This window comes from Micromonospora chokoriensis, assembly GCF_900091505.1.
Lineage (GTDB): Bacteria > Actinomycetota > Actinomycetes > Mycobacteriales > Micromonosporaceae > Micromonospora > Micromonospora chokoriensis.
Genome location: NZ_LT607409.1, coordinates 16690 through 39672 on the forward strand (window position 1 = coordinate 16690; position 22983 = coordinate 39672).

At 69.4% G+C, this 22983-nt stretch carries 16 protein-coding genes and 1 tRNA gene; 8 read left to right on the top strand and 9 right to left on the bottom strand.

The window, feature by feature from the left end; translation table 11 throughout:
- Nucleotides 1–3: 3 nt before the first annotated feature.
- The gene (locus GA0070612_RS00100) at nucleotides 4–300 is read right to left on the bottom strand and encodes a DUF6582 domain-containing protein (protein WP_088986040.1); all 297 of its coding nucleotides are present in this window, start codon (nucleotides 298–300) and stop codon (nucleotides 4–6) included.
- A gap of 138 nt (nucleotides 301–438) precedes the next feature.
- Between GA0070612_RS00100 and GA0070612_RS00105 the strand changes: the two genes are divergently transcribed.
- From GA0070612_RS00105 to GA0070612_RS00115, 3 genes are all read left to right on the top strand, one after another.
- Nucleotides 439–741, top strand: a complete 303-nt coding sequence (locus GA0070612_RS00105) for an amphi-Trp domain-containing protein (RefSeq protein ID WP_088986041.1) — start codon at nucleotides 439–441, stop codon at nucleotides 739–741.
- On the top strand, nucleotides 738–929 hold the full coding sequence (locus GA0070612_RS32320) for a hypothetical protein (protein WP_088986042.1): 192 nt from the start codon (nucleotides 738–740) through the stop codon (nucleotides 927–929). The genes GA0070612_RS00105 and GA0070612_RS32320 overlap by 4 nt, the downstream gene beginning before the upstream one ends.
- 125 nt (nucleotides 930–1054) lie before the next feature.
- The gene (locus tag GA0070612_RS00115; protein ID WP_088986043.1) at nucleotides 1055–2266 is read left to right on the top strand and encodes a DUF1996 domain-containing protein; all 1212 of its coding nucleotides are present in this window, start codon (nucleotides 1055–1057) and stop codon (nucleotides 2264–2266) included.
- A 45-nt stretch (nucleotides 2267–2311) separates the two neighbouring features.
- Here the strand turns inward: GA0070612_RS00115 and GA0070612_RS00120 are convergent, their stop codons facing one another.
- Nucleotides 2312–5008 (bottom strand): RICIN domain-containing protein, encoded by a 2697-nt coding sequence (locus GA0070612_RS00120; protein WP_088986044.1) that lies wholly within the window; start codon nucleotides 5006–5008, stop codon nucleotides 2312–2314.
- 331 nt (nucleotides 5009–5339) lie between these two features.
- Nucleotides 5340–8324 (bottom strand): glycoside hydrolase family 3 protein, encoded by a 2985-nt coding sequence (locus tag GA0070612_RS00125; protein ID WP_088986045.1) that lies wholly within the window; start codon nucleotides 8322–8324, stop codon nucleotides 5340–5342.
- A 286-nt stretch (nucleotides 8325–8610) separates the two neighbouring features.
- Between GA0070612_RS00125 and GA0070612_RS00130 the strand changes: the two genes are divergently transcribed.
- The 4 genes from GA0070612_RS00130 (at nucleotide 8611) to GA0070612_RS00145 (ending at nucleotide 17070) form a co-directional block, all read left to right on the top strand.
- Nucleotides 8611–11757, top strand: coding sequence for an NACHT domain-containing protein (locus GA0070612_RS00130; protein WP_088986046.1), 3147 nt, complete (start codon nucleotides 8611–8613; stop codon nucleotides 11755–11757).
- Nucleotides 11758–12140: 383 nt separating this feature from the next.
- Nucleotides 12141–13253, top strand: a complete 1113-nt coding sequence (locus tag GA0070612_RS00135) for a ricin-type beta-trefoil lectin domain protein (RefSeq protein ID WP_088986047.1) — start codon at nucleotides 12141–12143, stop codon at nucleotides 13251–13253.
- Nucleotides 13254–13361: 108 nt separating this feature from the next.
- Nucleotides 13362–16484, top strand: a complete 3123-nt coding sequence (locus GA0070612_RS00140) for a hypothetical protein (RefSeq protein ID WP_157742381.1) — start codon at nucleotides 13362–13364, stop codon at nucleotides 16482–16484.
- Between the two features lie 217 nt (nucleotides 16485–16701).
- On the top strand, nucleotides 16702–17070 hold the full coding sequence (locus GA0070612_RS00145; RefSeq protein WP_088986049.1) for an STAS domain-containing protein: 369 nt from the start codon (nucleotides 16702–16704) through the stop codon (nucleotides 17068–17070).
- Here the strand turns inward: GA0070612_RS00145 and GA0070612_RS00150 are convergent, their stop codons facing one another.
- Nucleotides 17071–18327, bottom strand: a complete 1257-nt coding sequence (locus GA0070612_RS00150) for a PP2C family protein-serine/threonine phosphatase (RefSeq protein ID WP_088986050.1) — start codon at nucleotides 18325–18327, stop codon at nucleotides 17071–17073.
- A 95-nt stretch (nucleotides 18328–18422) separates the two neighbouring features.
- Nucleotides 18423–18938 (bottom strand): hypothetical protein, encoded by a 516-nt coding sequence (locus GA0070612_RS00155; protein ID WP_157742382.1) that lies wholly within the window; start codon nucleotides 18936–18938, stop codon nucleotides 18423–18425.
- Between the two features lie 169 nt (nucleotides 18939–19107).
- Between GA0070612_RS00155 and GA0070612_RS00160 the strand changes: the two genes are divergently transcribed.
- The gene (locus tag GA0070612_RS00160; RefSeq protein ID WP_088986052.1) at nucleotides 19108–20313 is read left to right on the top strand and encodes a DUF418 domain-containing protein; all 1206 of its coding nucleotides are present in this window, start codon (nucleotides 19108–19110) and stop codon (nucleotides 20311–20313) included.
- Nucleotides 20314–20359: 46 nt separating this feature from the next.
- Here the strand turns inward: GA0070612_RS00160 and GA0070612_RS00165 are convergent, their stop codons facing one another.
- From GA0070612_RS00165 to GA0070612_RS00180, 4 genes are all read right to left on the bottom strand, one after another.
- Nucleotides 20360–20926 carry a kinase gene (locus GA0070612_RS00165; protein WP_088986053.1) on the bottom strand — a complete coding sequence of 189 codons (567 nt, stop codon included), beginning with the start codon at nucleotides 20924–20926 and terminating at the stop codon, nucleotides 20360–20362.
- Between the two features lie 15 nt (nucleotides 20927–20941).
- Nucleotides 20942–21604 (bottom strand): pentapeptide repeat-containing protein, encoded by a 663-nt coding sequence (locus GA0070612_RS00170; protein WP_088986054.1) that lies wholly within the window; start codon nucleotides 21602–21604, stop codon nucleotides 20942–20944.
- Nucleotides 21605–21862: 258 nt separating this feature from the next.
- Nucleotides 21863–21938, bottom strand: a tRNA-Lys gene (locus GA0070612_RS00175).
- A gap of 56 nt (nucleotides 21939–21994) precedes the next feature.
- Nucleotides 21995–22957, bottom strand: a complete 963-nt coding sequence (locus GA0070612_RS00180) for an aldo/keto reductase (RefSeq protein WP_088991169.1) — start codon at nucleotides 22955–22957, stop codon at nucleotides 21995–21997.
- Nucleotides 22958–22983: the final 26 nt, after the last annotated feature.

Genomic DNA, 22983 nt, shown 5'->3' on the forward strand with positions numbered 1-22983 from the left:
GCCTCAGTGGGCCGGATTCGGGGTGTGCGGCAGCTTGCCGAGCTGACGCCAGTTCGTCTCCGCCACCTCGACGTCGTAGTGCGCGGCGGCGGCGAGGATGTTCTGGAAGGCCTGGTCACGCTCCTTGTCGGTGACGCCCTGCACCTGGTCGAACCGGGCGATGGCGTTCCGGACGTGGCCGGCGTCGGTCATCGGTTCCTTGCGCTTGCCCGGGAACGCGAAGACGCTCTCCGGCAGCTCGCGCTTGTCCTTGTCCGTCAGGCCGCCGTGCTTCTCGTGGGGCTTCCAGGTCGACGTCATCTCTCACCAGTACCCGCGACCGCCGCGACAGCACCTCCCAGGACGAGTTTTTCGCCCGCGCTCACAAGATCCATATCATGCGCCCGACCCGCGTGCGGCCGAAGCCCGTACCGTCTCGGTCCTTTGTGGAATGCGAGCATGGCCGACATGGATATCTACGAGGACGCCCGCACGGTGTCACGGTCGGATCTGGCCGCCTGGTTGCGTCAGCTGGCGAGCCAGCTGGAGTCCGATGGGCGGATCTTCTACGGCGCGGCGGGCTCCGTGTCCGTGGCGGACACCGTGCGCTGCGAGCTGGAGATCGAACAGGAGAGCGAGACGGAGCTGTCCGTCGAGATCGAGTTCTCCTGGACCGTGCCGACGCCGTCCGGACCGGCGGCGGACGAGGTCGAGGAGTCGCCGAGCGGGGAGCAGCAGGACGAGGCCACCCCGGAGGCGTGACCCCGGGGCGACACCACGTCGCACGGCGGCCACCGACCCCGGTGGCCGCCACCACCGTCACCCCCGAACGGGCCGAGAACCTCCAGGCTGGCCGGGAGGTCACGCAGTGGGCGGTGCTGTACTACGTCTCGTACATGGTCGCCGCCTGCTACCTGCTGACGAACCTGCTGGTCGGGGTGGTCGGGTGAGCCGGAACGACCACCATCCTTTAAAGAAGCTTTAAGAAGCTGTCAGGGGTGATCGGGAAGCGCCTACCATACGGCGGCCGTGGCCGTCCGGGTCAGCGCCGTCGTCTGCTCGTTGGGAGTGACCCGTGTCGTACGCCTCGTTGCCCGAACCGGACGCGAGCCGACCGCCGTCCCGTCACCGCCCGCCGAGTTGGTTCGTCCGCAACAGGCTGGGCCTGGCCGCGGGCGCGGCGGTCGCGCTCGTCATCGCGACGGCCGGCGTGTACCTGGGCGGCGCTGACGTGACGCCCGAGCCGTCGAACGCGGCCAACGCCCTCGAATACCCGTCGCCGTCCGCCGGGCAGGCCGAGTCACCCGGCGCGGCGACGTCGACCTCCGCGACACCGGCGGTCTCCGCGACCCCGTCGGCGTCCACGACACCGTCGACGGCGGCCACCCCGAAGGTCCCCACGACCGGTTGGATACCCGTCGACCGGGCCGCCTGGAAGGCGCAGGCCGACGCGTACCAGAAGGTGAAGGTCGACCCTGTGCCGGCCGGTGTGGGCAACCTGCCGGAGTTCCGGGCGGACTGCCAGTACAGCCACCGGCTGCCGGACGACCCGATCGTCGCTCCCGGCCTCCCGGGCGCCTCCCACATGCACTCGTTCGTCGGGAACAAGGCGGTCGACGCCCACACCGTCGCCGGGGACCTGACGACGTTCACCGCCACCTCCTGCAAGCCCGTCCAGGACCACTCCGCCTACTGGGTGCCCACGCTCTACGACAACGCGACCGGCAAGCCGGTCGAGACGACCGGTTTCCGGGTCTACTACCGCTCGCTGGCGAAGACCTCGACAGGTCAGATGCCCATGCCCAACGGCCTGCGCATGATCTCCGGTGACGCCAAGAAGAAGAAGCCCACGCCACGCGGCGCGACCGGTCAGTTCTACTGCGCCTTCTACGGCCCCGGCGACCTCGACGGCATCGCCCGCAGCACCAACGGCAACTGGCCGATCTGCGGCGGGAACGCGACCCTGCACTTCATGATGCAGTTCCCCGACTGCTGGGACGGCAGGCACCTGGACAGCCCCAACCACAAGGACCATGTGGCGTACGGCAGCGGCAACGGCTGCCCGAGCAGCCACCCGGTGCGAATCCCAGCGATCACCTTCGACATCCAGTACCCGGCGAAGGGCACCCCGGCGGGCTACTACCTCTCCTCCGACAAGGAGGGCAAGAGCGCCTCGTCGATGCACGGGGACGCGTTCGTGATGTGGGACGTCGACACCATGAACAAGCGCACCAAGAACTGTGTGCTGCAACGTCGGACCTGCGACAACGACGGCTACCAGAAATAGCCGGGGCCAGGCCCGTGTCGGCCTGGCCCCGGGGTTCTGGGTGGGTCAGCTACGCAGCGTCCACTGCTGGTTCGTGCCACCGTTGCAGGACCAAAGAATGATCTTCGTGCCGTTGGCGGTGGCGGCGCCGTTCGCGTCGAGGCAGAGCCCCGACTGGACGTTCGTGACGGTGCCGTTGCTGTTGACGTTCCACTGCTGGTTCGTGCCGCCGTGGCAGTCCCAGATGATGACCTGGGTGCCGTTGGCCGTGCCGTTCCCGGAGGCGTCCAGGCACTTGTTGCCGTACACGGTCAGTTGCCTGCTGCTGGTGTGCGTCCACCGCTGGTTGGTGCCACTGCCGCAGTCGTAGAGCTGCGCCTGGGTGCCGTTGGTGGTCGACGAGTTGGGCACCTCGACGCAGCGGCCGGACTGACCACCCACGAGCTGTCCCTGCCCCGTACCGCTGCCGCCGCCCTGCTGCTGGCGGACGATCCACGTCGACTCCGCCGACCGGTTGCCCTGGGCGTCGACGACGTAGAGCCGGTACTCACCCTGGGTCGCCGGCACGGCGATGGTGGTGGCGTTGCCGGCCGCCCTGGTCATCGTCGCCCCGGCGGTGAAGTTGGTCGTGCCGGACGGCGCCAGCCAGATCGACCTGGTGGCGTCGCCGGTGCTCCGGATCGGGATCGACGCCGTGGTGCTGGTGACGAACGTGCTGGCCGGCAGCACGTAGTTCGGCGAGGAGAAGGTGCTCGCCGGGACGATGTCGCGGTAGGCGTCCTCGAGGCCGGAGTTCGCCGCGATGCTGTAGGCCGCCGCCGGCCAGACGTAGTCGGAGGAGACGAGGATGTCCGCGACGGTGCTGTTCGGCAGGTTCTTGTTCGAGACCTTGTTGATCGGGCCGTAGATCTGCGTGATGCTCAGGTCGTGCTTCCGACCGAAGTCGTCGGAGTTGATCATCCAGGTGACGTTCTTGTCGATGCTCAACACGTTGTCCCGGAAGGTGATGAACGCCGAGCCCTCATCCGGGTGCAGGCCGTACTTGTGACCCGACGGAACACCCTGGAGATAGTTGTTGGTGATCGTGGTGCCCGGCTGGCTGCCCAGCGTGTAGATCGGACCGGTGTCGCTGAGACGCTGCACCGTGTCGATGATGTGGTTGTGGCTGATCGTGTTGTTCCGCGCCGTCGTGGTGGGGCGGTTCGGCTGGATCGAGCCCGACGACCCGTCGAAGTTCCACCATCCCCACCCCATGGTGATGCCCGACCACGGGGCCTTCTCGATCCGGTTGCGCTGGATCGTCAGGGTGTCGACGAAGTACGCCGAGATGGGGCTGTGCCCGTTGAACAGGACGGCGCTGTCGTAGATGTAGTTGTTCTTGATGTCGATGTTCTTCGGCAGCCCCTCGACCTGCGGGAGGAACTTCTCCCGGTTGCTCGACGTGCCGTCACCGACGTAGACGTGCTGAGGATGGCCGACATTGATCGCCGACCCCGCGATGTCGTTGGTGGCGTTCCCGATCAACTGCGTGCCCTGCACGTCGTTGATCAGGCTGATGCCGTCGGCGCCGGTGTGCTCGATCCGGTTGCGTTGCAGCAGGAGGCCGTCGGCGTTCTGGATCTGGATGATGCCGGGAGTGAGGTCCACGTTGCGGTAGTGGTAGACGTGGAAGTTGCCCTTCGCGTACGCCTGCGCGCCGAGGTTGCCCTGCTGCGCCTGCTTGTAGGACGAACCGGCGACGTTGAACAGGTTCCAGTCCGAGTGCCGCACGGTCAGACCGGAGAACGTGATGTTGCGGGCGTGGTTGGTCGTCGAGGTGCCGGCGACCCGCAGCACGGTGGACACGTTGTTCGGCGCGTAGACCGTCGCGGTGGACATGTTCTCGGCGCTGGCCTTGTAGTAGTAGACCGTCTTCGCGCCCTTGTCGTAGTAGAACTCACCGGGCGCGTCCAGGAACTCGTACGCGTTCATGAGCTTGTGGGAGCCGCCCACCTGCGCGTTGCCGTTGAAGGCCCCCTGGGCGATGGCCGCGCCCGGCTGCTGGAACAGGGCGACCCGGCTCCCGCCGTCGGTGGTCACCTGCCGGACACCCACGATGGCCGTGGTCCAGGTCGTGCCGGTCTCGATCTCGATGTCGTCCTGGTTGCGGGCGATGGCGGGGAAGTCGTTCTGGTTGTACCGGGCGCCGTCGCACTGCGACCCCGACTCCCAGGCCCACGCGGCCTGACCGGCCGTGATGGTGTACGACCCGAAGCAGCCGCCCGAGCTGACCGTCTTCGTCGCCATGACCGCGCGCTTGTCGTTGACGTAGAGCGCCCGCAGCTTGTTGGCGCGGTCCAGTGGCGCCTTCCAGATGTTGCCGCTGTGCTGGGTCCAACCGGTCACCTGGACGCCGCCGTCGAGGATCGGCTTCTCGTTGGCGTACGCGCCGTAGATGACCCGGTAGCCGTTGGTGCCGGAGTCGCTCTGACCGAACTCGACGGTGCTGCTGATCGGATAACTTCCACCGCGCAGGAACACGTTGATGTCGCCGGTCATGTTCGTGTTCACCGTACGGACGACGTCCCGCGCGCGTTGCAGGGTGCGGAACGGGGACTGGAGAGTTCCCGCGTTCGCGTCGTTGCCGTCGGGGGCGACGTAGTAGGTGGCCTGGACCGCGGCCACGGCCGGTGTTTGAGCGCTCAGCACGGCCGGCAGCGTGGCGGCAACGAGGGCCGCCACCGCCAGCAACGACGTTCGAGCGGTGGACACGTTTGACCTCACGGACGTTCCTCTCACTTGCCGTCGACAGGGGGCCCCGTGCGTATCGAGCGACGAGCGCGGAGACAGCGACACCACTAAGGACCGGTGGGGCGTGTCACCCGACCGCACTCTCTTGTTAATCGCTACGAAATCTTCCCGAAGCGTAGGTCACACGTGTGATGAATGCAACCATGAATCGTAGTACATCTATGCGCTAATGCGTATTTTTCGGGCGAATAGTCCTTCACCGCATGGCACTGCTGATTGATCATCGGATGAATACGCACCGACGCCGGGTGCGCCGGCCCGGCGGGTCGGGGCGTGCCCTCCGCCCCGACCCGCCGGCCTCCGGTCACCTGATCGAGAAGTCCGCCAGTCGCAGCGCGGAGTCGAACACCAGGTACACGTCGTGGTCGCCGGCCGCCCGGGCCAACTCGACGCTGGTGCTCACGTACCGGTAGTCGTCACCGGTGCCGGGCACCGTGGCCGTGCCCAGCAGCCGTCCGGTCGGCGAGCCCAGCCGGACCTGGATCGCACCGGCGTCGGCGCCGGCCCTGGCGACCGTCGCCGTGAAGGTGCGCGCGTCAGGGCGCAGGGCGGATCCCGCGAAGGAGATCCACTGACCGGCCTCGGTGGCGCCGACGGCCGTACCCCTGACCTTCGTCTCGTCGACCAGCCGGACCCCCGCGTACCTGTCGAAGTTCTCCGCCCGGGTCGGCCGGGACAGGTCACGCGCCGGGATCGTCTCCCCGCGCACGCGCACCGCGGCCCGGGCCCGGATGTCTCCGGCGGACGCCCCGACCATCAGGTCGTAGGTGGACGACTCGACCACCCACCGAGCACGGGTGACATCCCAGTGCGCCAGGTCGGCGGCGGGCACCCGCAACGTCACGGTCCGGGTCTGCCCGGGCCTGAGCTCGACCCGCTCGAACGCCTTGAGCTGCTGGATCGGGGTCCGGTCCCGGGAGGTGCGCTGATGGGTGTACAGCTGCACCACCTCGGAGCCCGCCCGAGCGCCGACGTTCGTCACGTCCACGCTGACCCGCACCGTGCCGTCGGCCGCGACCGACCCGGCGGAGGTACGCAGGTCGCCGTACCGGAAGCGGGTGTACGACAGCCCGTGGCCGAACGGGTAGAGCGGCTTCGCGTTGCTGTAGAGGTACGTCTGCCCGGACGAGATGATGTCGTACTCCAGCAGGTCCGGAGGCAGTTGCCGGTCGGAGCGGTACCAGGTCTGGGTGAGCCGGCCGGACGGGTTGCGGTCGCCGAAGAGGACGTCGGCGACGGCGTGCCCGGTCTCCGCGCCCGCGTGGGTGGTCCACACCACGGCGGGAACGTTCTCCTGCTCCCAGTTGGTGCTGACCGGGTAGCTGGTCTGGAGCACCAGCACCGTCCGCGGGTTGGCAGTGGTCACGGCCTTGACCAGCGCCTCCTGACCGGCGCTCAGAGCGGTGGAGGACCTGTCGTGCGCCTCGCGCCCGTTGATGAACGGGTTGCTGCCGACCACCAGCACGGCGGTGTCGGCCGCCCGGGCCGCCGCCACGGCCCGGTCGATGCCACTGCTGACCAGCTCACGGCTGAAGTGGGTCGCGGCGTCGGGCGTGGACGCGCCGAGCGTGAGCGCCCCGTCGTCGCCGACCGTCACGTACCTCTCGGGGGCGAACCAGCTCTCCTTGGTCTCGTAGCCGACGTAGCGCAGCACCACGGTGCCGTCGGCCTGCGGCTCCAGCTTGAACTGCTGCTGCACGTACCAACCGTTCGGCTGCTCGTCGCGGGTGACGAACGGCCCCCAGTTGTAGCCGAGGTAGCGGCCGTTGGCGGCGTTGCGCAACGTCACCACGTCCTGGCCCCAGTCGACCACGTCGAACTGGGCGGCGAGTGACGCCGTCTCGCCGGTGGCGGCGACCGGGTCGGCGTCGGTGGTGCCGGTGGCCGTGACGTACCGGCCGGTCGCCGGGTCCTTCAACGCGATCCGGTCCGCACCGTCGAGCCCGTCCACGCTGGCGGCGGTGCCCAGCCGTTCGCGGATGCCGTCGAGCGCCGTCACCTGGTACGGCAGGTCACCGCCGTACCAGTCGGAGTAGAGGGTGTCGGCCAGCGGACCGAGCACGGCGACCCTGCGGGTCCGGGCCGGGTCCAGCGGCAGCGCCTGCCTAGAGTTCTTCAGCAGCACCATGGCCTCACCGGCGGCCTGCCGGGCGAGTCGCTGGTGTTGCGGACTGTTGATGACGTCCGGGGTGATGCCCCCGTACCGGCCACCGCCCGGGTCGAACTCGCCCAGTCGGAACCGGATGTTCAGGATGTCCCGGATCCGGGCGTCGATGTCCCGTTCGGTGATCAGACCGCTCGCCAACGCCTGCTTGACGGCGGTGACGGTCGGCTGGGCGTTGGTGTCGTCGGTGATGAAGCTGCTGAGGCCGGCCTTGATGATCGCCGCGTTGGCCTCTGCCTGGGTGCTGTAGTACTTCTGGGAGTTGACGAGGTTGTTCGGTGCCCAGGCGTCCGTGACGTGCATCAGGGACTGGTCGGTCCAGCCGCGTACCACCGTGTCCAGATCCGGGTCGACGGTCGCGGGACGTCCGTTGACCAGGTTGTACGCGGCCATCATCCCGGTCGCCGCGTCGGCGGCGATGGCCGGCTTGAAGGCGGCGCGGTCGTACTCGTTGAGCACCCGCGGCGGCACGTTGGACGAGGTGACGTCCCGTCGGACCTCGTTGTTGTAGGCCAGGTAGTGCTTCAGCGTCGGGGCGCTCTTCAGGTGGTCCGGGTCGCCGCCGGTCATGCCCGAGCCGTACGCGGTGGAGATCGCGCCGGTGAGCACCGGATCCTCCGAGTAGCCCTCCTCGTTGCGGCCCCACCGGGGGTCACGCAGCAGGTTGACCACCGGCGCCCAGAGGTTGAGCCCCCACACCCGGGGGTTCTGCGCGTGGTAGCCGCGCGCCTCGTCGCCGACGGCGGACCCCACCCGCTGGACCAGGTCGGTGTTCCAGGTGCTCGCCATGCCCACCGGCTGCGGGAAGACCGTGCCGCGGGCCTTCACCACCGCGCCGTTGTTGTCGATGTCCGTCGACCAGGCGACCCCGTGCAGAGCTTCGGTGCCGGTCTTGAACAGGCCGATGCCCAGTCGGGGTACGGCCGGTTGGTACTGGTGCAGCCAGGAGATCTTCTCGTCCAGTGTGAGCCGGCCGAGCAGGTCGTCGACCCGGGCGTCCACCGGCAGGTGGGGATCTCGGAACGGGTAGCTCGGTTCGGCGAGCGCGGTGCCGGGAACGGCGGGTAGGGCCAGCAGGGCGAGCGCGAGCGCGGTGATTCCGCGCCGGAGGCGCCACTTCCGCATGCGGTTCTCCTCATGTCGTACGACAGGCGCGATTCAGCGCCAAGACCGGCTTGGCCAGGCTCGACACCCGGCTGACGGGCCTGAACGACGAATCATCGAAGCGCTTCGACGACCCCACCGCGGCACCACGGTCAGGAAGGTGCGCGATTCGCGCAACTATAGGTGGGCATCTATTGATGAACAAGGCCGGCCCGGGCGGCGAGGGCCGCGTGTGTCTCATTGCCGACCGTCGCACCGACGCCGAGTCGATAGCGTGGACCTCCAGCCGCCGTCGGAGGGGTGACACGTGGGTCAGAGCGATCCGGATCCTGGCGGCTCGGCCAGCCTGTACCAGTACTTCCTCGTCCTCCTGTCCGGCCTGGGGCTCGGTCGGCCCACGTGGGCCCCCTGGCTGTTCGGGGCGCTGATGGTGACGGTGACGCTGCTGTCGCTGGCACCGATCCTGCGCGGCGCGGCTGTCGTCGTACGGCAGATCAAGGGATTGTGGGACCGGCGTCGCGATCCACGACGCGTGCGGCGGCGGGCCCTGTTCGCCGACCACGTCGAGAGCCAGCTACGTCGACTCGACGAGCGCGAGGAGTGGCGCGACCATCGGTTCGCCCGGCTGGAGGCCGAGGTGGAGACGGAGGGCAGCCGAAACGTCCTGCTACCCCGCTGGCTCCAGCATCGGCGCGACGGCCTCCGACGGGAGAAGTCGCTGTCCTCGGCGCTGCAACGCAGCAGCGAGCGATTGATCGTCCTACAGGGCGAACCGGGGTCGGGGAAGAGCGTCGCGATGCGCAACGCGGCGCGGGCGCTCGCCTACCGGGCCATGCGACGCCCTCGGCTCGACAGTCGGATCCCGCTCTACATCAACCTGAAGCACCTGCGCCCGGCGGATGGACGGCTGGACGCGGAGACCATCCGGTCGTTCGTGCTGGACCAGCTCAACCGGGCCAACAGCCGCGACGTCGAGCAGTTCCTGGACGACGAGTTCACCGCGGGCATGCGGGACGGCACGTGGCTGTTCCTGTTCGACTCCTTCGACGAGATCCCGGAGGTGCTCACCGCCACCGAACTCGACGCCACAGTCGGTCGCTACGCCGACGCCCTCTACGACTTCCTGCACGGGATGAACGTCAGCCCCGGAGTGATCGCGTCCCGCGAGTTCAAGGGCCCGCGCCGCTTCGGCTGGCCCCGGTTCACCGTCCAACGTCTGACCGACCGCCAGAAGCGCGAGCTGATCCACAAGGCGGACCTGGCACCCGACGCCGAGGGCCAGGTGTACGCCGCCCTGGCCGGCGCCGACCCGATGGTGAACCGACTGTCCGGAAACCCGATGCTGCTCGGCCTGCTCTGCGAGCACGTGCGGACGACCGGTGTCTTCCCGAACTCCTCGCACGCGATCTTCGAGACCTTCGTGAAGAGCCGGTTGGAGCGCGACCGGGAGCGTATCGACAAGCGGTTCTCGGTGGACCCGGACGACCTGCGGCAGGTCGCCGAGGAGATCGCGTTCCGGTTGACCGCCGAGTTCGGCGTCGGGTTGAGCCCTTCGCGCGCACAGGTGGCCGAACTGCTGGACGACACCGTGATCAGCGGTCGGCCGATCGACCCCGCCCGGTTGACCAGCCTGTTGGATGCCCTGGAGTACGTCAAACTGGCCCAGGCGCCGGAGGGCGGAAAGCCCGGCGACGACGTGCCGTTCACCTTCGCCCACCGTCGGTTCCAGGAGTACTTCGCCACCTGCGTGGTCATCCGAGAGCCGGACCGGGTGCCGACCGAGGCCCTGCTCCTCGACGGCCGGTGGCGGGAGACCGCCGTCGCACTGCTGCAGACCCAGGACGGCGACGCGGTGGACGCCCTGATCGCCGCAGCCGGCGAGACCCTCGCCCGCAGCGCGGAGACACTCGTCGCCCCGGCCGACCCGTCCGCCTTCCAGTGGCCCCTCAACAGCCTCCACCTGCTGGATCTCCTGGACACCGGCCTCGCCGGCCGGCCCGTGGACGTGCCCGCGTCGATTCGGGCCAGCGTCACGACACTGCTCGACGCCGCCTGGGCGTCCCAGCGTCGGCACTACCAGCTGTGGGCGGTGCAGGCCACGCTCCTCGCCGAACCGTCGACCGCCGAGACGATCCTGGAGGAGTCGTTCGCGTCGAAGAGCGTGCTGCTACGCGGGGCCGCCTACCGGTATGCCGGACGGCTACCCGTGGTGTCCGCTCGCCTGAGCCGCCATCTCCGCATGTCACTCTTCGACCAGGCCGGCCAGGGACGCCTGCTGGTCGACTGGCCCAGCGTTCGCGCGCAGTTGTCCCGGCTGTACGAGCCGCGCCCGCACATCCGGGCCGCACAGCTCCTGCGGTGGGAACCGTTGGTGACCGGCCTGCTCGTGGTCCTGACCTTCGTCTCCGGCGCGATCTTCCAGGCCGCGGAGCCCCGGTTGGGTTGGCTGGCCGGAGGGCTCGCCGCCGTGGGGATCATCGCCGGATTCTGGGCTGCCGAGGTGTTCGTGAACAGGGCGCAATCCCGGGCGGCGCCACCCGGCAACTGGGCGGCCAGCGCGTTCGTCAATGCCTGCGTACGGCTGATGGCGTTGTTCACCGGGCTGGGCCTCGCCCTGTACCGGGAATCCGGGCTGCCGGAACCGGCGGTCGGCCACGCGTTCTGGGGCGTACTCTTCCTTCTCGCGCTGTCCTACGCGGTCATCTGGCCGACGGCCGCGGTCGCGGCGGTGGCCTGGGGTGCGCCCACCCGGTTGCTGGCCTGGCCGTTCCTACCGCTGATCGTCGTGCCCGCGGCGGTCGTGGCGTTCGTCCGGCTCGGGTGGAGCAGGCGATTCAAGGGCATAGCCGGGACGCTCGCGTACCTGGTGGCCCTACCCCTGTTGCTGAAGGCAGCGCTGTGGACAGAGACCAGCCACCCACGGGTCGCGGCCACCATAGCGGTGGTCGGCTATGCCCTCGGCGGCCTGGTGGGGAGCTGGGTCATGGTGACGTACCTACGGCACGACTGGCGCGACCGTCGACGCCTGCTGGCGACGCCCGGGCACACCGTGCTGGACGCCGACGCGATGCGACAGGTCGTTCGACGGCTGCGCTCCGACCGGGGCCTGCGGCTGCTCGCGAGTCTGGTTCGCCGCCAGCGCATCCTCTGCACCGACGACGCCGTGCTCGTCCTGGACGAGACGGCCGTCAACGCCGAGCGTCGCCGGTGGGAGAACGAGAAGCTCCCGTTCTGGCCGAGACACCTGATCTGGTGGCGGACCCACTGGTGGTCCCGCCTGTCGACCGGCGACCTCTCGCAGCAGACTCTCGATGAGCTGGCTCGGCTCGTCGCCGAGCGCACCGAAAGCTCGCCCACCATCGGTCGGCCCTGGCCCAACCCCACCACGCAGCGAGGAGCAGCCGACGACCCGCGCCGGGCGCAGGATCCTGAGGTAGCGTCGGCGTCAGGTTGACCGGTCCGCACGGCGCTGATCGGAGACGACATGGACGACGACCTGCGATCGATCGCCCTGGTGAGCACAGTGCGGCCTTCGTCGCCACGCCCGTACTCGGAGCGCTGGTCGGTGACGGGGAGCAGACCGCCCGTTACGACACGGTCATCACGCCGCCGGACTACGCCTTCGCCGTCTGGGCGCCGTAATGGTCGCCACAGCCGCGGCAGCCACCCGAGGCCGCTAGCCCGAGCCACGCCGCACACCGCCCGCCGCGCCGCGCGCCGCGCCGCACACCGCCCGCCGCGCCGCGAGGCGCGAGGGTGGACCCAGCCGAATAGGCACATCTACAATCTTCGTTGTTAACGCTCACACTCGTCCCAGTGGTGAGGCAGGAGAGATCTATGCGAACGAGGGCAAGATGGCTCGCGACACTCGCCGCGCTCGGTGTCGTGGTCGCCGGTGCGCTGACCCCGACCGGCCCGGCCAGCGCGGAGTCCAACGGCGGGGTACGGGTGATGCCGCTCGGCGACTCCATCACCGAGGGCACCCAGGTGCCCGGCGGATACCGCATCGGGCTGTGGCAGCGCCTGGTCAGCGGCCGGTACACGGTGGACTTCGTCGGGTCGCAGTTCAACGGACCGGGCAGCCTGGGTGACCACGACCACCAGGGGCATCCCGGCTGGCGCATCGACCAGATCGACGCGAACATCGTCAACTGGCTCAACACCCAACGACCGCAGACCGTCCTGCTGCACATCGGCACCAACGACATCCTGCAGAACTACAACGTGAGCAGCGCGCCGAACCGGCTCTCCACGCTGATCGACCGCATCACCACCACCGCGCCCACCGCCGAGGTGTTCGTGGCGCAGCTCATCCCGATCTCCAACAGCAACCAGGGAGCCGCCGTCCGCACCTTCAACGCGGCGCTCCCGGGCATCGTGCAGAGCAAGGTGAACGCCGGCAAGCGGGTGCACCTGGTCGACATGCACAGCGCCCTCACCACCTCCGACCTGATCGACGGCGTCCACCCCACCGCCGGTGGTTACGACAAGATGGCCGCCCGCTGGTACAGCGCCCTGCAGTCGGTGCCCGGCAGCATCGGCAACCCGGGCAGCGGCGGCGGGCAGACCACCGCCATCGTGGGCACCCGGTCCGGGCGGTGCGTCGACGTCCCCGGGGCGTCCACCACCAACGGCCTCCAACTGCAACTGTGGGACTGCCACAGCGGCACCAACCAGCAGTGGACCTACACGAGCACCAAGACCCTGACGGTGTACGGCAACAAGTGCCTCGACGCCGCCGGCTACGGCACCTCCCCCGGCACCCTGGTCACCATCTACGACTGCCACGGCGGGACGAACCAGCAGTGGAACGTCAACGCGAACGGCACCATCACCGGGGTGCAGTCCGGCCTCTGCCTGGACCCGGTGAACCAGGGCACCGCCAACGGCACCAAGCTCGTCCTCTGGACCTGCACCGGACAGACCAACCAGCAGTGGACCCGCCGATAGCCGACACGACGTCGGTGACCTGCCGTGCCGCCGGACACCGTGTTCGGCGGCACGGCGCGGATCAGCGCGGTTTCAGCGCCCTTTCAGGCTGCTCCATACGTTCGCGGCATGACAATCAGACGTTCCACGCGTACGAGACGCGGGACCGCCGTGGTGGCGATGATCGCCGTCATCGCGGCGAGCGCGCTGTTCGGCGAACCCGCGTCGGCCGATCCCGTCCCCGTTCCCATCCCACAGGCAGCGCTCACCGACCGGGCCTTCGGCCAGGTTGCCGAGACCCACATCCAGGGCGCCGACCGGATCAAGGCCGTCGTGCTGTCGGCCGAGTTCGTCCAGTGGCACCGGCTGCACCCGAACGCCACCACCGAACAGGCGCAGACCCACCTGACGGCCCGCAAGCAGGCGCTCGACAGCTCGCTGACCGCCTACGACCACCTGGCGCCCGAGCAGGACCTGCTGCTCAGGTCCGTCGACATCCTGCTCGACACCCCCGGCGGTGACACCCGGACCTCACCGGAGATCACCGGCCTGGTCGGGGCGGTGATCGGCACGACGGTCGAACCGTGGGACACCCGCGAGGAACTCGCCTCCGGCGCGCTGCGTACCGCCCAGTGGTTGCGCGGTCGTGACGACGCCCTCGCCGCTGTGTGGTCCGCGGTCCGCCAGGCCGCGGCCGCCGACGCGCCGGTCGCCGGCGCGTGGAACGCCGTCCTCGGTGCGCCCTTCGGGGTGGACGTGACACGCACCTACGAGCAGCTCACGCAGGATCCCGGGCTGTCCCACGTGAACCTCGGGGCGATCCTGGCGCTGCAGGGAGACTCGGTGGCGTACGTCGCGGCGGCCAAACAGAAGCTCGCCTCCCTGCACGCGCAACTGCTCGGCCTGAGCGTGGAGATCCGTCTCGAGATCGGTGCGAACAACAGCAAGTGCCCACCCGAGGGCCCACCCAGCGCCGAGTGCACCGCGGCGGCCAAGAAGGCCGCCGAGGACCGGAACAAGGCGCGGCAGCAGACCATCTCCGACGTCAAGGCCGGGCTGGGCATGGTGTCCACAGTCATCGGGTTCGCCGACCCCGACGCCGGTAAGAAGGCCAAGGTGATCGGCGAGGCGGTCCTCACCACGATCAGCGCCATCTCCACGTACGCGGCGGCGATCACCGGCCGGGGCCTGGCCGGCTCGGTCTTCAACACCGCGACGTTGGCGATGACCGGCAACATCTTCGGCGCCGTGATGTCGATCGTCGGGCTCTTCGGCGGCGGCGCGCCGTCGCTGGACGCGCAGATCCTCGCCCAGGTCAAGGCACTGCGCGACGAGGTCCGCGCCCTCGGCGACGAGATGCGGGCCAGCTTCGCGCGGGTCGAGGCGCAGATCAACACGGTGTACGCGAACATGATGGCCCAGTTCGACAAGCTGAACGCGGCCATCGCCGGCAACACCGCGCAGCTCACCCTCGTCCAGCAGCAGGTCGCCCAGCTCGGGCTGCGACTGGAGGACATCGCCGCCACCGTCCTGGCCGCGATCGGCGACGCCACCCTGCACGACGCCCGCGCCGACATCAACAGGTACATCGGCTACCGGGAGAACTTCGGCCAACCGATCCCCACGTACGGCGAGTTCGTCGGGCCGGAGAACGAGTTCCACCTGACCGCCACGCAGTTGGCCGGCGGTGCCGCCTTCGTGGTGCCGAAGACCGACGCGGACAACCCCGCGCTCGACCCGACGACCGTCCTGAACAGCTTCGGCGAGGCCCGGTCGATCAACTACCTGGCTCGGGTGGCCAGCGGGCGCGACCCGTCGATGGTCGAACCGGCGACCCCGGTCGGCAACCCGACGGTCTGGAACCTCGGGGCGCAGGCGTACTCGATGTTGATGCTCCAGAACCCGACGTACGCCGCCCAGGTCAGCGCCAGTCGCGCGGCGCAGATCGAGGCCGAGGGCACCCGCATCGCCGACCTCGCGGCCAGCTTCGGCCGGCCGGTCGACGGCGACGCCAACAGCCTCATCACCGGGCTGATCGACGAGTACGTCGGCGCCACCAACGAGTTGTCGGCCGCGCTGCGGACGTTCCGGACCAACGAGGTCCAGGTCCGCTGGGAACCCGATGCCAACGGCGTGCAGGTCAGGACACTCAAGAACTACGACCTGTTCTGGGACACGGACCAGCAGCTCGCCCCGGCACCGGCGAAGGCCGACGAGGCGACAGTGCCCTCGTGCGACGGCAACCGGCAGATCGACCGACCGAGCAACGTCCGCTACGACCTGATGTCGAACGTCGTACGGACGCTCCAGTACGCGTACACGCCACGGCACGACGAACCGCCGGCCGGCGTACGGGAGTTGCCCGAGGTGGGCCACTGCTACACGCCGAGCTGGGTCTACACCCGCACGACGGGCTACGGCACCGGGGTGATCCGGCACTACGGCAAGCTGCGGTTGCAGATCCACAGCCGGTTCCGGCTGAACTCGACGCTGCCCTGGCAGAACTCGCGGACGGCCGACTTCACCTGGCCGGACGAGCAGGTCTACCAGGTCGACTGCGAGTTCTTCAACTGTGACAGCGAGACCAGCCCGGAACAGGCGCTGACCCAGAAGTGGCCGACCGGGCGGTCCACCTTCGCGGTGTCCGCGACGGCAGTGCCCAACACGGCGCTGGACACCTCGCTGACGCCGACACTGCGCGGCTTCCTCCAGGCTCGACAGAAGTCGATGTACGACCGGGTCCGGGACCTGAGCACCCAGGTCAGCGGGCCGGTGCCCGCCGCGCTGAAGAAGATGAACACGGCGGCGCGGCTGCTCCAGGCGTACACCAGGTTGGGTCTGCCCAACGCCCTCGACGCGGACGACGTGCTGTCGGCGAACCTGTTCGGGCAGTACCAGATCCCGGTGAACATGCCGACCGACGCCAAGATCGGCAATGCGTACGCGAAGGCCAGCGGGAACTACACGACGTGCGGGCCGGCGCCGTGCTCGCTCGACCCCAGCCGACCGCTGCGCGACCAGGTCAGCCTCAAGCTGCCCTGCGAGTCGGCTGTCGACTCGTCCCACCTGCCCGGTGACCCACTCGGCGACTGCCTGGTCACCAGCGCGCGGTCCCGCGCGACGGCGCTGACCCAGCGGTACGAGGTCTGGGCGGACCAGATGACCGCCGGTCTGCACCGCGAGCGGGTGCCGTGGCTGAACGACACCCTCACCGGGTTGCGCATCACCACGCGACTGACCCACGCCAACTGAGACGCGGCGGTGCCGGTGCCTTCGGGCGCCGGCACCGCTGTGTCGAGCCGAGCCGCGTCCGGTCACGGGGCACGATCGGGTGGGCCGCCCCGACAGCGTGACCCGGCGCGCGATGACGCCGTACCCCTGATCGGTCTGCTGGAAGTGCCGCCGCCTCATCTGCCGGTCGCCCGTCGAACGCATAGGGTGTATTGCGGACCCTCGCTGGGAGGCTGTTATGGATCTGCTGTTGTCGGCTCGACCGGGCCGCGGTTGCACAGTGGTCGAGGCGCGCGGTGAGCTCGACATGGCCACCGCCCCGCAGTTGCGCGACAACCTGCAGCAGCTCATCGACTCCGGCGACCGGCAGGTGGTGGTCGACATGGCCGGGGTGCGGTTCATCGACTCGAGCGCGCTGGGCACGCTGGTGGTGATGTTCAAGTCGCTGGGCGAGGTCGACGGGCGGCTGAGCCTGGCCGGGGTGCAGCCCGGGGTACGCCGCGTCCTGAGCATCACGTCGGTGGACCGCGTCATCGACATCTACGACGACGTCCACACGGCAGAGACCGACATTTCCACCTCCGGTGGCGTCACCCGGCGGCAGTAGTCACTCGGGCAGGGCCGCGCTGGCGCGCTCCAGGTCGGCACCCGCGCTGCTCCGCCGGTCCGCCCCGTGCCCGCCGTACCAATCGATGATCAAGAGGGTCGCGTCGTCGGCAAGAGTCGGACCACCCACCTCCAGCACCGCGTCGCCCAACGCCCGCACGGCCTCGCGGGGGTGCAGGTCGCTGATCGAGCCCAACACGACGGGCAGGTCCAGGTCGGCGGCGTTGCGTTCCACCATGCCGTCGGTGACCACGACCAGGCGATCACCGGGTTGCAGGGTGATCTCCTCGTGGAGGAACTCGGCCGCACCGAACATCCCCAACGGGAAATTACCCGGCAGCCGCAGCGGCTGGGCTTCCCCGCGGCGCACCAGCAGCGGCGGTACGTGGCCGGCGTTGAGCATCGCGCACACCCCGGTGCGCAGGTCGAGGCGGCCGAGGACCGCGGTGACGAAACTGCCGCGCACGCCGGCGTGCTCGGCCACCGCGGCGTTCGCGACATCGGCCTGTTCGACCAGGCCAGCGCCACGTCGGCGGGTGTTGCGGAGGCTTCCCACCCCCAGAGTCGCCGTCAGGGCGCTCGCCACCCCGTGGCCCATCGCGTCGGTGACGCTGAAGTGCAGCACGTCACGGGCCAGGCTGTAGTCGAACGTGTCCCCGCCGATGCTGGCAGCCGGCTCCAGCCAACCGGACAACGTGAACGCACTGGCCTCACACGTGAACGCGCCCGGCAGCAACCGGCGCTGGATCTCCGCGGACAGCGTGAACGGAGTCGTTCGTTGGCCCCACTCGAACAGGTCGGTGTGTCGCCGGTTCGCGATCACCACGAACGCCAACGCGTGCGCCGTGCGCGTGATCTCCCCCAGAGCCTGCGCGGTCGGCTCCTCCGGTAACACCATCTCCAACACGCCGATAGCCTCACCACGCTCCGTCACCGGCGCCAACACCACCCAGCGGGCCGAGCGCGCGACCACCTGCACCGTCTGGGTGCGCAGCGCCTGCTCGGCCACGCCCCCGTCGAACGGCAGCACGGTGGCGACCTCCTCACCGTGCTGGCGGCTCCCGCCCGCGTCGTCGATCGGCACATGCGCCAACCGCACCAGCGCCCGGCCACCGAAGTCGGCGATCAGGAACGAGACGGCCGACGCGCCGAGCGCCACACCGACCTCTCGGGTGACCGCCTCGACCGCCTCAACCGGCGAGGCCGCCTCGGCCGCGTCCAACACGCCGGCGAGGGCCCGCCCCTGACTGCTCTGCACCCCCAGAGTCTACGAACATCCCCGATGCCTCTGCCGCCTCCGAACGCCGGCAACGCCCTGTGCCAGTTCCAGTGCCGCTTTCGGTCTGCCAGGCTTCAGTGGCGTTCCAGGCCGCGCTGGATCAGTCGGCGGGTGGACCCCATCCCGAAATGATCAACCTCGCCCGAGAGGTCGGCGACCGCACGCAGGACGGGCTCGACGTCGACCCCGCTGTCGCGCGCCCACCCGCACAACTCCCAGATCTGCACAAGGTCGTCGCGTGGGTCGGCACACTGGTCCCGGGCGGAGACGTGGAGCAGCCGTCGACGAAACTCGGCGGCGGCCGAGGGGAACTCACCGCGAATACCGACCCCCCAGCTGAAAGCTTGGTGGGCGCGGAAGATGTGACGGACCTCGTCCCTGACCGCCTCGGCACCCGATTCGTAGCTGTCCAGCAGAGCGGTCAGGGCCGCTGCCGCCTCGGCCGCCACCCCGGCTTCCTCAACTGGCGGCCTGGCGGCGGACAGCTTCGCCTGCCAGTGCGGATCGGTCAGGTCCACCGGCCGGTCAGCGATGTCCCGGAGCAGGGCGTCGATGACGGCGACGGTCTCCCGAATCACGGCGAGATCCATGCCGGGAAAGCTACCCGCCCCTCTCGCGGAATGGCTGCGTCCTGGGGTAGGGCCTGCCCCACCAGCGACACTCCTGCTCACCGGCTGTCACCTGGATCTACCGCTTCGTAGGGTCGGAAAGGGGAGAAGCCATCGGGTTCGATGTCCTTTTCGTTACGGGGGTAGTCGCGTGAAGTTCTCCATCAAGGACCCACCAGTCGTCAATGAGGGATCGCCCGGGACGGGCTCCCGGATCGCCGACGTCGACGCGCTGCGCGCCGTGGCGCTGCTCCTCATCCTCGTTGTCAACATCGCCTTCTTCAGCTCCGGCTACTCCTTCCATCTGGTTCCGGATCCCGCCTACGACTCGTGGGGTGACCAGACGGTCCGGTGGTTGGTCGAGCTGCTCTTCGCGATGAAGGCGTACCTGCTCTTCTCCTTCCTGTTCGGCTACAGCTTCACGCTCCAACTCGACTCCGCCGCACGACGGGGCGTCGACTTCGCTCCCCGGTTCCGGCGACGGCTGGCCGGGCTCTTCGTGCTCGGCATCCTGCACGCGGTGCTGCTGTTCCAGGGCGACATCCTGGCCACGTACGCGTTGCTCGGCCTGGTCCTGCTCGGCATGCGACGAGTCACCGCCGGCACCGCTGTGCGCGCCGCCGTACTGCTGACCGGCGGGATCGGTTTCGTCGTCGCGCTCGCCGCCGTCGGCGGGGCCCAACTGGTCACCGACCCGGCGACGGCACTCACGGCGGGGCAACGGTCCACCGAGGCACTACAGGGCGGGATCGGGTCGGTGATCGCCGAGCACGTACGCCAACTGCCGGCGATGGTCGGCACGCTCCTCGTGCAGGGGCCGCTCGCCTTCTCGGCCTTCCTCTTCGGCTACGCGGCCGGGCGCCGCCGGCTGCTCACCGACGTCGTCGGAAACCGGCAGCTCCTGCGCCGGGTGCAGCAGCTGGGCTATCCGATCGGCCTGGCCGGTGCGGTGATCTTCGCCGCCGGTGGGGGCACCGCCAACCTGACCGGGCTGGCGGCGGGCGTACTCACCGCGCCGCTGCTCGCTGCCGCGTACGCCGCCACCCTTCTCCAGTTCTTCCAGACCCCCCGGGGACGCCGGGTGGTCGCCGCAGTCGCACCGGCCGGACGGATGTCCCTGTCGAACTACCTGGGCCAGTCGCTGCTCTGTGTGCTGGTCTTCACCGGCGTCGGACTCGGCCTCGCCGGCACCACCACACCTGCTGTCGTCCTCCTCATCGCGGTCGCCATCTACGCTGCGCAGCTCGCCGCGAGCGCGGCGTGGATGGCCCGGTTCCGGTACGGACCGATGGAATGGCTGCTGCGGGCCTGGACCGAGCAGCGGTGGCCACCGATCCGCACCGCCAACCGGGTCTGACGGGTCCGCCCGCGCCCGGATCCCCGATGCCGTCGGCTGAGCTGCTCTACGGGGACGCGTTCGATGGCCGGTCGTCGTCACGTCCGGTCTGAGGTAGCCCAGCAGCAGCCGCGATCGCCTCGACGGCCTCGTTCAGTCCGGTGGTCTCGGGCAGGACGAGTTCGTCGGGCCAGCCCAGGACGTCATGGGCGGCGTACCAGCCGCTCATCTGCTCGGCGCTAAACTCACTGACCTGCGGGCGCGTGAGGTGCCGACGCAGGGTCCCGGCCAGAGACACATCGAGATAGCAGAACAGCGACCGGCCCCGGTGGTCGTCCCGCAGGGCGGTCAGCATCTCCCGATAACGGCTGGTGTGCAGGATGCCCTCCAGCACGACGTGATAGCCGTGGTCCAGCGCGAACCGAACCGTCTGACCGATCAACGCCGGTGCCGCACCGCCGGGCTTGTCCCGCTCGCGCAGCAGGACGCGGCGCAGGTAGTCCTGCTCAACCAGGGCACAACCCCGGCCGTGCCGGCGCCGTAGCTCACGGGCGATGCTGCTCTTGCCCGAGCCGGAGTTGCCCCGGATGCAGACGAGAATCGTGTCCGGGCTGCCAGTGGGTTCAGCGAGCACGGTCCCTCCTCGGATTCACTCGTTGCGCACGGTGAGGTCGAGGGCGGCGACGGTCAGCCGGGTGAGGTCAGGGAGTTGGTCTTCGTCTACGGTGACGCCGCGCAGGTTGTCCAGCGGCGTCTTGAGGTCGTGGAGGCGGCTGCCCCGCAGGTCGGTGCCGTCGAGTTGGCAGGAGTCCAGTTCCAGACCGGCGAGGTCACACGACCGCAGCGCGATGCGCGGTAGTCGGCAGGATGACCACGCGCCGTTGGTGAGAGTGCAGTCGGTGAAGGCGACCGAGCCTGCGGCGGTGACGCGGTGGAAGGTGGCGTAGTCGAAGCGGCAGCCGTCGAACAGGACGTCCTTGAGGCGTACGTCGGTGAGTCTGGTGCCGGTGAACCGGGAACTGGTGATGGCGCACCGTTCGATGGTGATGCCGGTCAGGGTCGTGCCGGAGAAGTCGGTCCGGGTGATCTCGCAGCCGTAGAGGCTGCCGGCTTCCCACGTGCTCTCGCTCAGGTCCACACCGGTGATCAGGCTGCTGCGGATGCTGACTTCCTCAAGGTACGAGCCGCGCCACGCCGCGCCGTTGACGAGGGCCTCGGTGAGGCTGTCGGCCAAGTCCGTCGTGGTGTCGAGGTCGTCCGGTTCGAGGTCCGGCAGCAGGACCTTCACGTCGCCGATCGTGCTGGTGCGCATGTGTCCTCAACCTGTGCGGGCGCGGGGTGGGCACGCCACCCCGCGCGTCCCATGGTGGGGCTACTTCTTCTTGTTCCAGTTGTCCCAGCCGGGTCGACTGTCGAACTTCGTCCCATCAACCGACGCAGGACGTGGTGCGGTCAGGTTCCGCGCTCGACGAGGCGGCCCCTGTCGGGTTCGCCCGGCACCTGCCATACCTGCACGTCGCATGAAGAAGACCCTGCCCCGGTGTGAACCACCAGGTCAGGGCCTTCTCGTTGGTGCGCCGCCAGGGACTCGAACCCCGAACCCGCGGATTAAGAGTCCGCTGCTCTGCCAGTTGAGCCAGCGGCGCTCGTCGGCAACGGGAGCACCGTACCGGGTCGCCCCGACGACCGGACTGCCGTTCGCTCAGCTCCGCAGGTCGAGCAGGGCCTTCCGTTCGACCTCGGTCAGCGGACCACGGGCCTCGGCGGCGAGGCACTCGGCCAACTCGGTGCGGTTCTTCACCCCGAGCACCACGGTCGCCACGCCGGGGACGCTCAGGGCGTACCGGTGGGCCAACGAGGCGGGCGACTCGCCGAACTCGGCGGCGAGCGCACGGAACCGCTCCGCCCGGGCGAAGTCGACCGCGACCGGGGCGTCGTCCGCCACGGACCGGTCGATCTCCCCGGTGAGCGCTCCCGCCGCCACGGCACGGATCGCGATCACCGAGACGCCGTCATCGACCGCGGCTCGGCGGATCTCGTCGTTCCGAGGCTCGGCTGACGTGCCGAGCAGCCACATGTCGCCACTGAGATCAAGGGCGTTCACCACCGCCTGGACCGCATCCGGGCGCGGTTGCTGGTGCATGGCGTCGATCACGGTCTGCGGGTGGCCGACACCGGTCAACCCCCAGGCCCGGATCTTGCCCTCGTCCCGCAGCCGTTCGAAGGTCGGCACCACCTGGTCGCGGTACAGGTCCCAGCCGAGGGTCCGGGGAGTGGGACCGGTCCAGCCGTGCGGGTGCAGTTGGGAGTGGAGCAGGAAGAGATCCAGCTGCTCGCGGCCGAGCCGCTTCAGGGTGGCGTGCAGGCTGCGGATCATCTTCTCCGGGAGATCACCACCGTCCTGCTCGGGCAGCTCGATCTTGCTGGTGACGAGGACGTCCGAGGCCGGAATGGCACGCAGGGCGGCACCGGCGACGTTCTCGGCCGCGTAGCCGTCGCCGTAGGTCGGGGCTAGGTCGAGCATCGTGACACCACCGTCGATGGCCGCCCGCACGGTCGCCACCGCCTCGGCCTGGTCGGTCGCCCCCCAGACACCGCCGATCCCGCCACCGCCCAGGGTGAGCGCGCTGACCGTGCCGAGACGACCGAATTCCCTGCTGTGCATCTGCACCTCCGTAACGAAACGTGGTC

Bases quoted from the DNA above. Each gene is read 5' to 3' on its own strand.
- GA0070612_RS00100 (WP_088986040.1), bottom strand. From the start codon at position 300: ATGACGTCGACCTGGAAGCCCCACGAGAAGCACGGCGGCCTGACGGAC.
- GA0070612_RS00105 (WP_088986041.1), top strand. From the start codon at position 439: ATGGCCGACATGGATATCTACGAGGACGCCCGCACGGTGTCACGGTCG.
- GA0070612_RS00125 (WP_088986045.1), bottom strand. From the start codon at position 8,324: ATGCGGAAGTGGCGCCTCCGGCGCGGAATCACCGCGCTCGCGCTCGCC.
- GA0070612_RS00135 (WP_088986047.1), top strand. From the start codon at position 12,141: ATGCGAACGAGGGCAAGATGGCTCGCGACACTCGCCGCGCTCGGTGTC.
- GA0070612_RS00140 (WP_157742381.1), top strand. From the start codon at position 13,362: ATGACAATCAGACGTTCCACGCGTACGAGACGCGGGACCGCCGTGGTG.
- GA0070612_RS00145 (WP_088986049.1), top strand. From the start codon at position 16,702: ATGGATCTGCTGTTGTCGGCTCGACCGGGCCGCGGTTGCACAGTGGTC.
- GA0070612_RS00155 (WP_157742382.1), bottom strand. From the start codon at position 18,938: ATGGATCTCGCCGTGATTCGGGAGACCGTCGCCGTCATCGACGCCCTG.
- GA0070612_RS00170 (WP_088986054.1), bottom strand. From the start codon at position 21,604: ATGCGCACCAGCACGATCGGCGACGTGAAGGTCCTGCTGCCGGACCTC.
- GA0070612_RS00180 (WP_088991169.1), bottom strand. From the start codon at position 22,957: ATGCACAGCAGGGAATTCGGTCGTCTCGGCACGGTCAGCGCGCTCACC.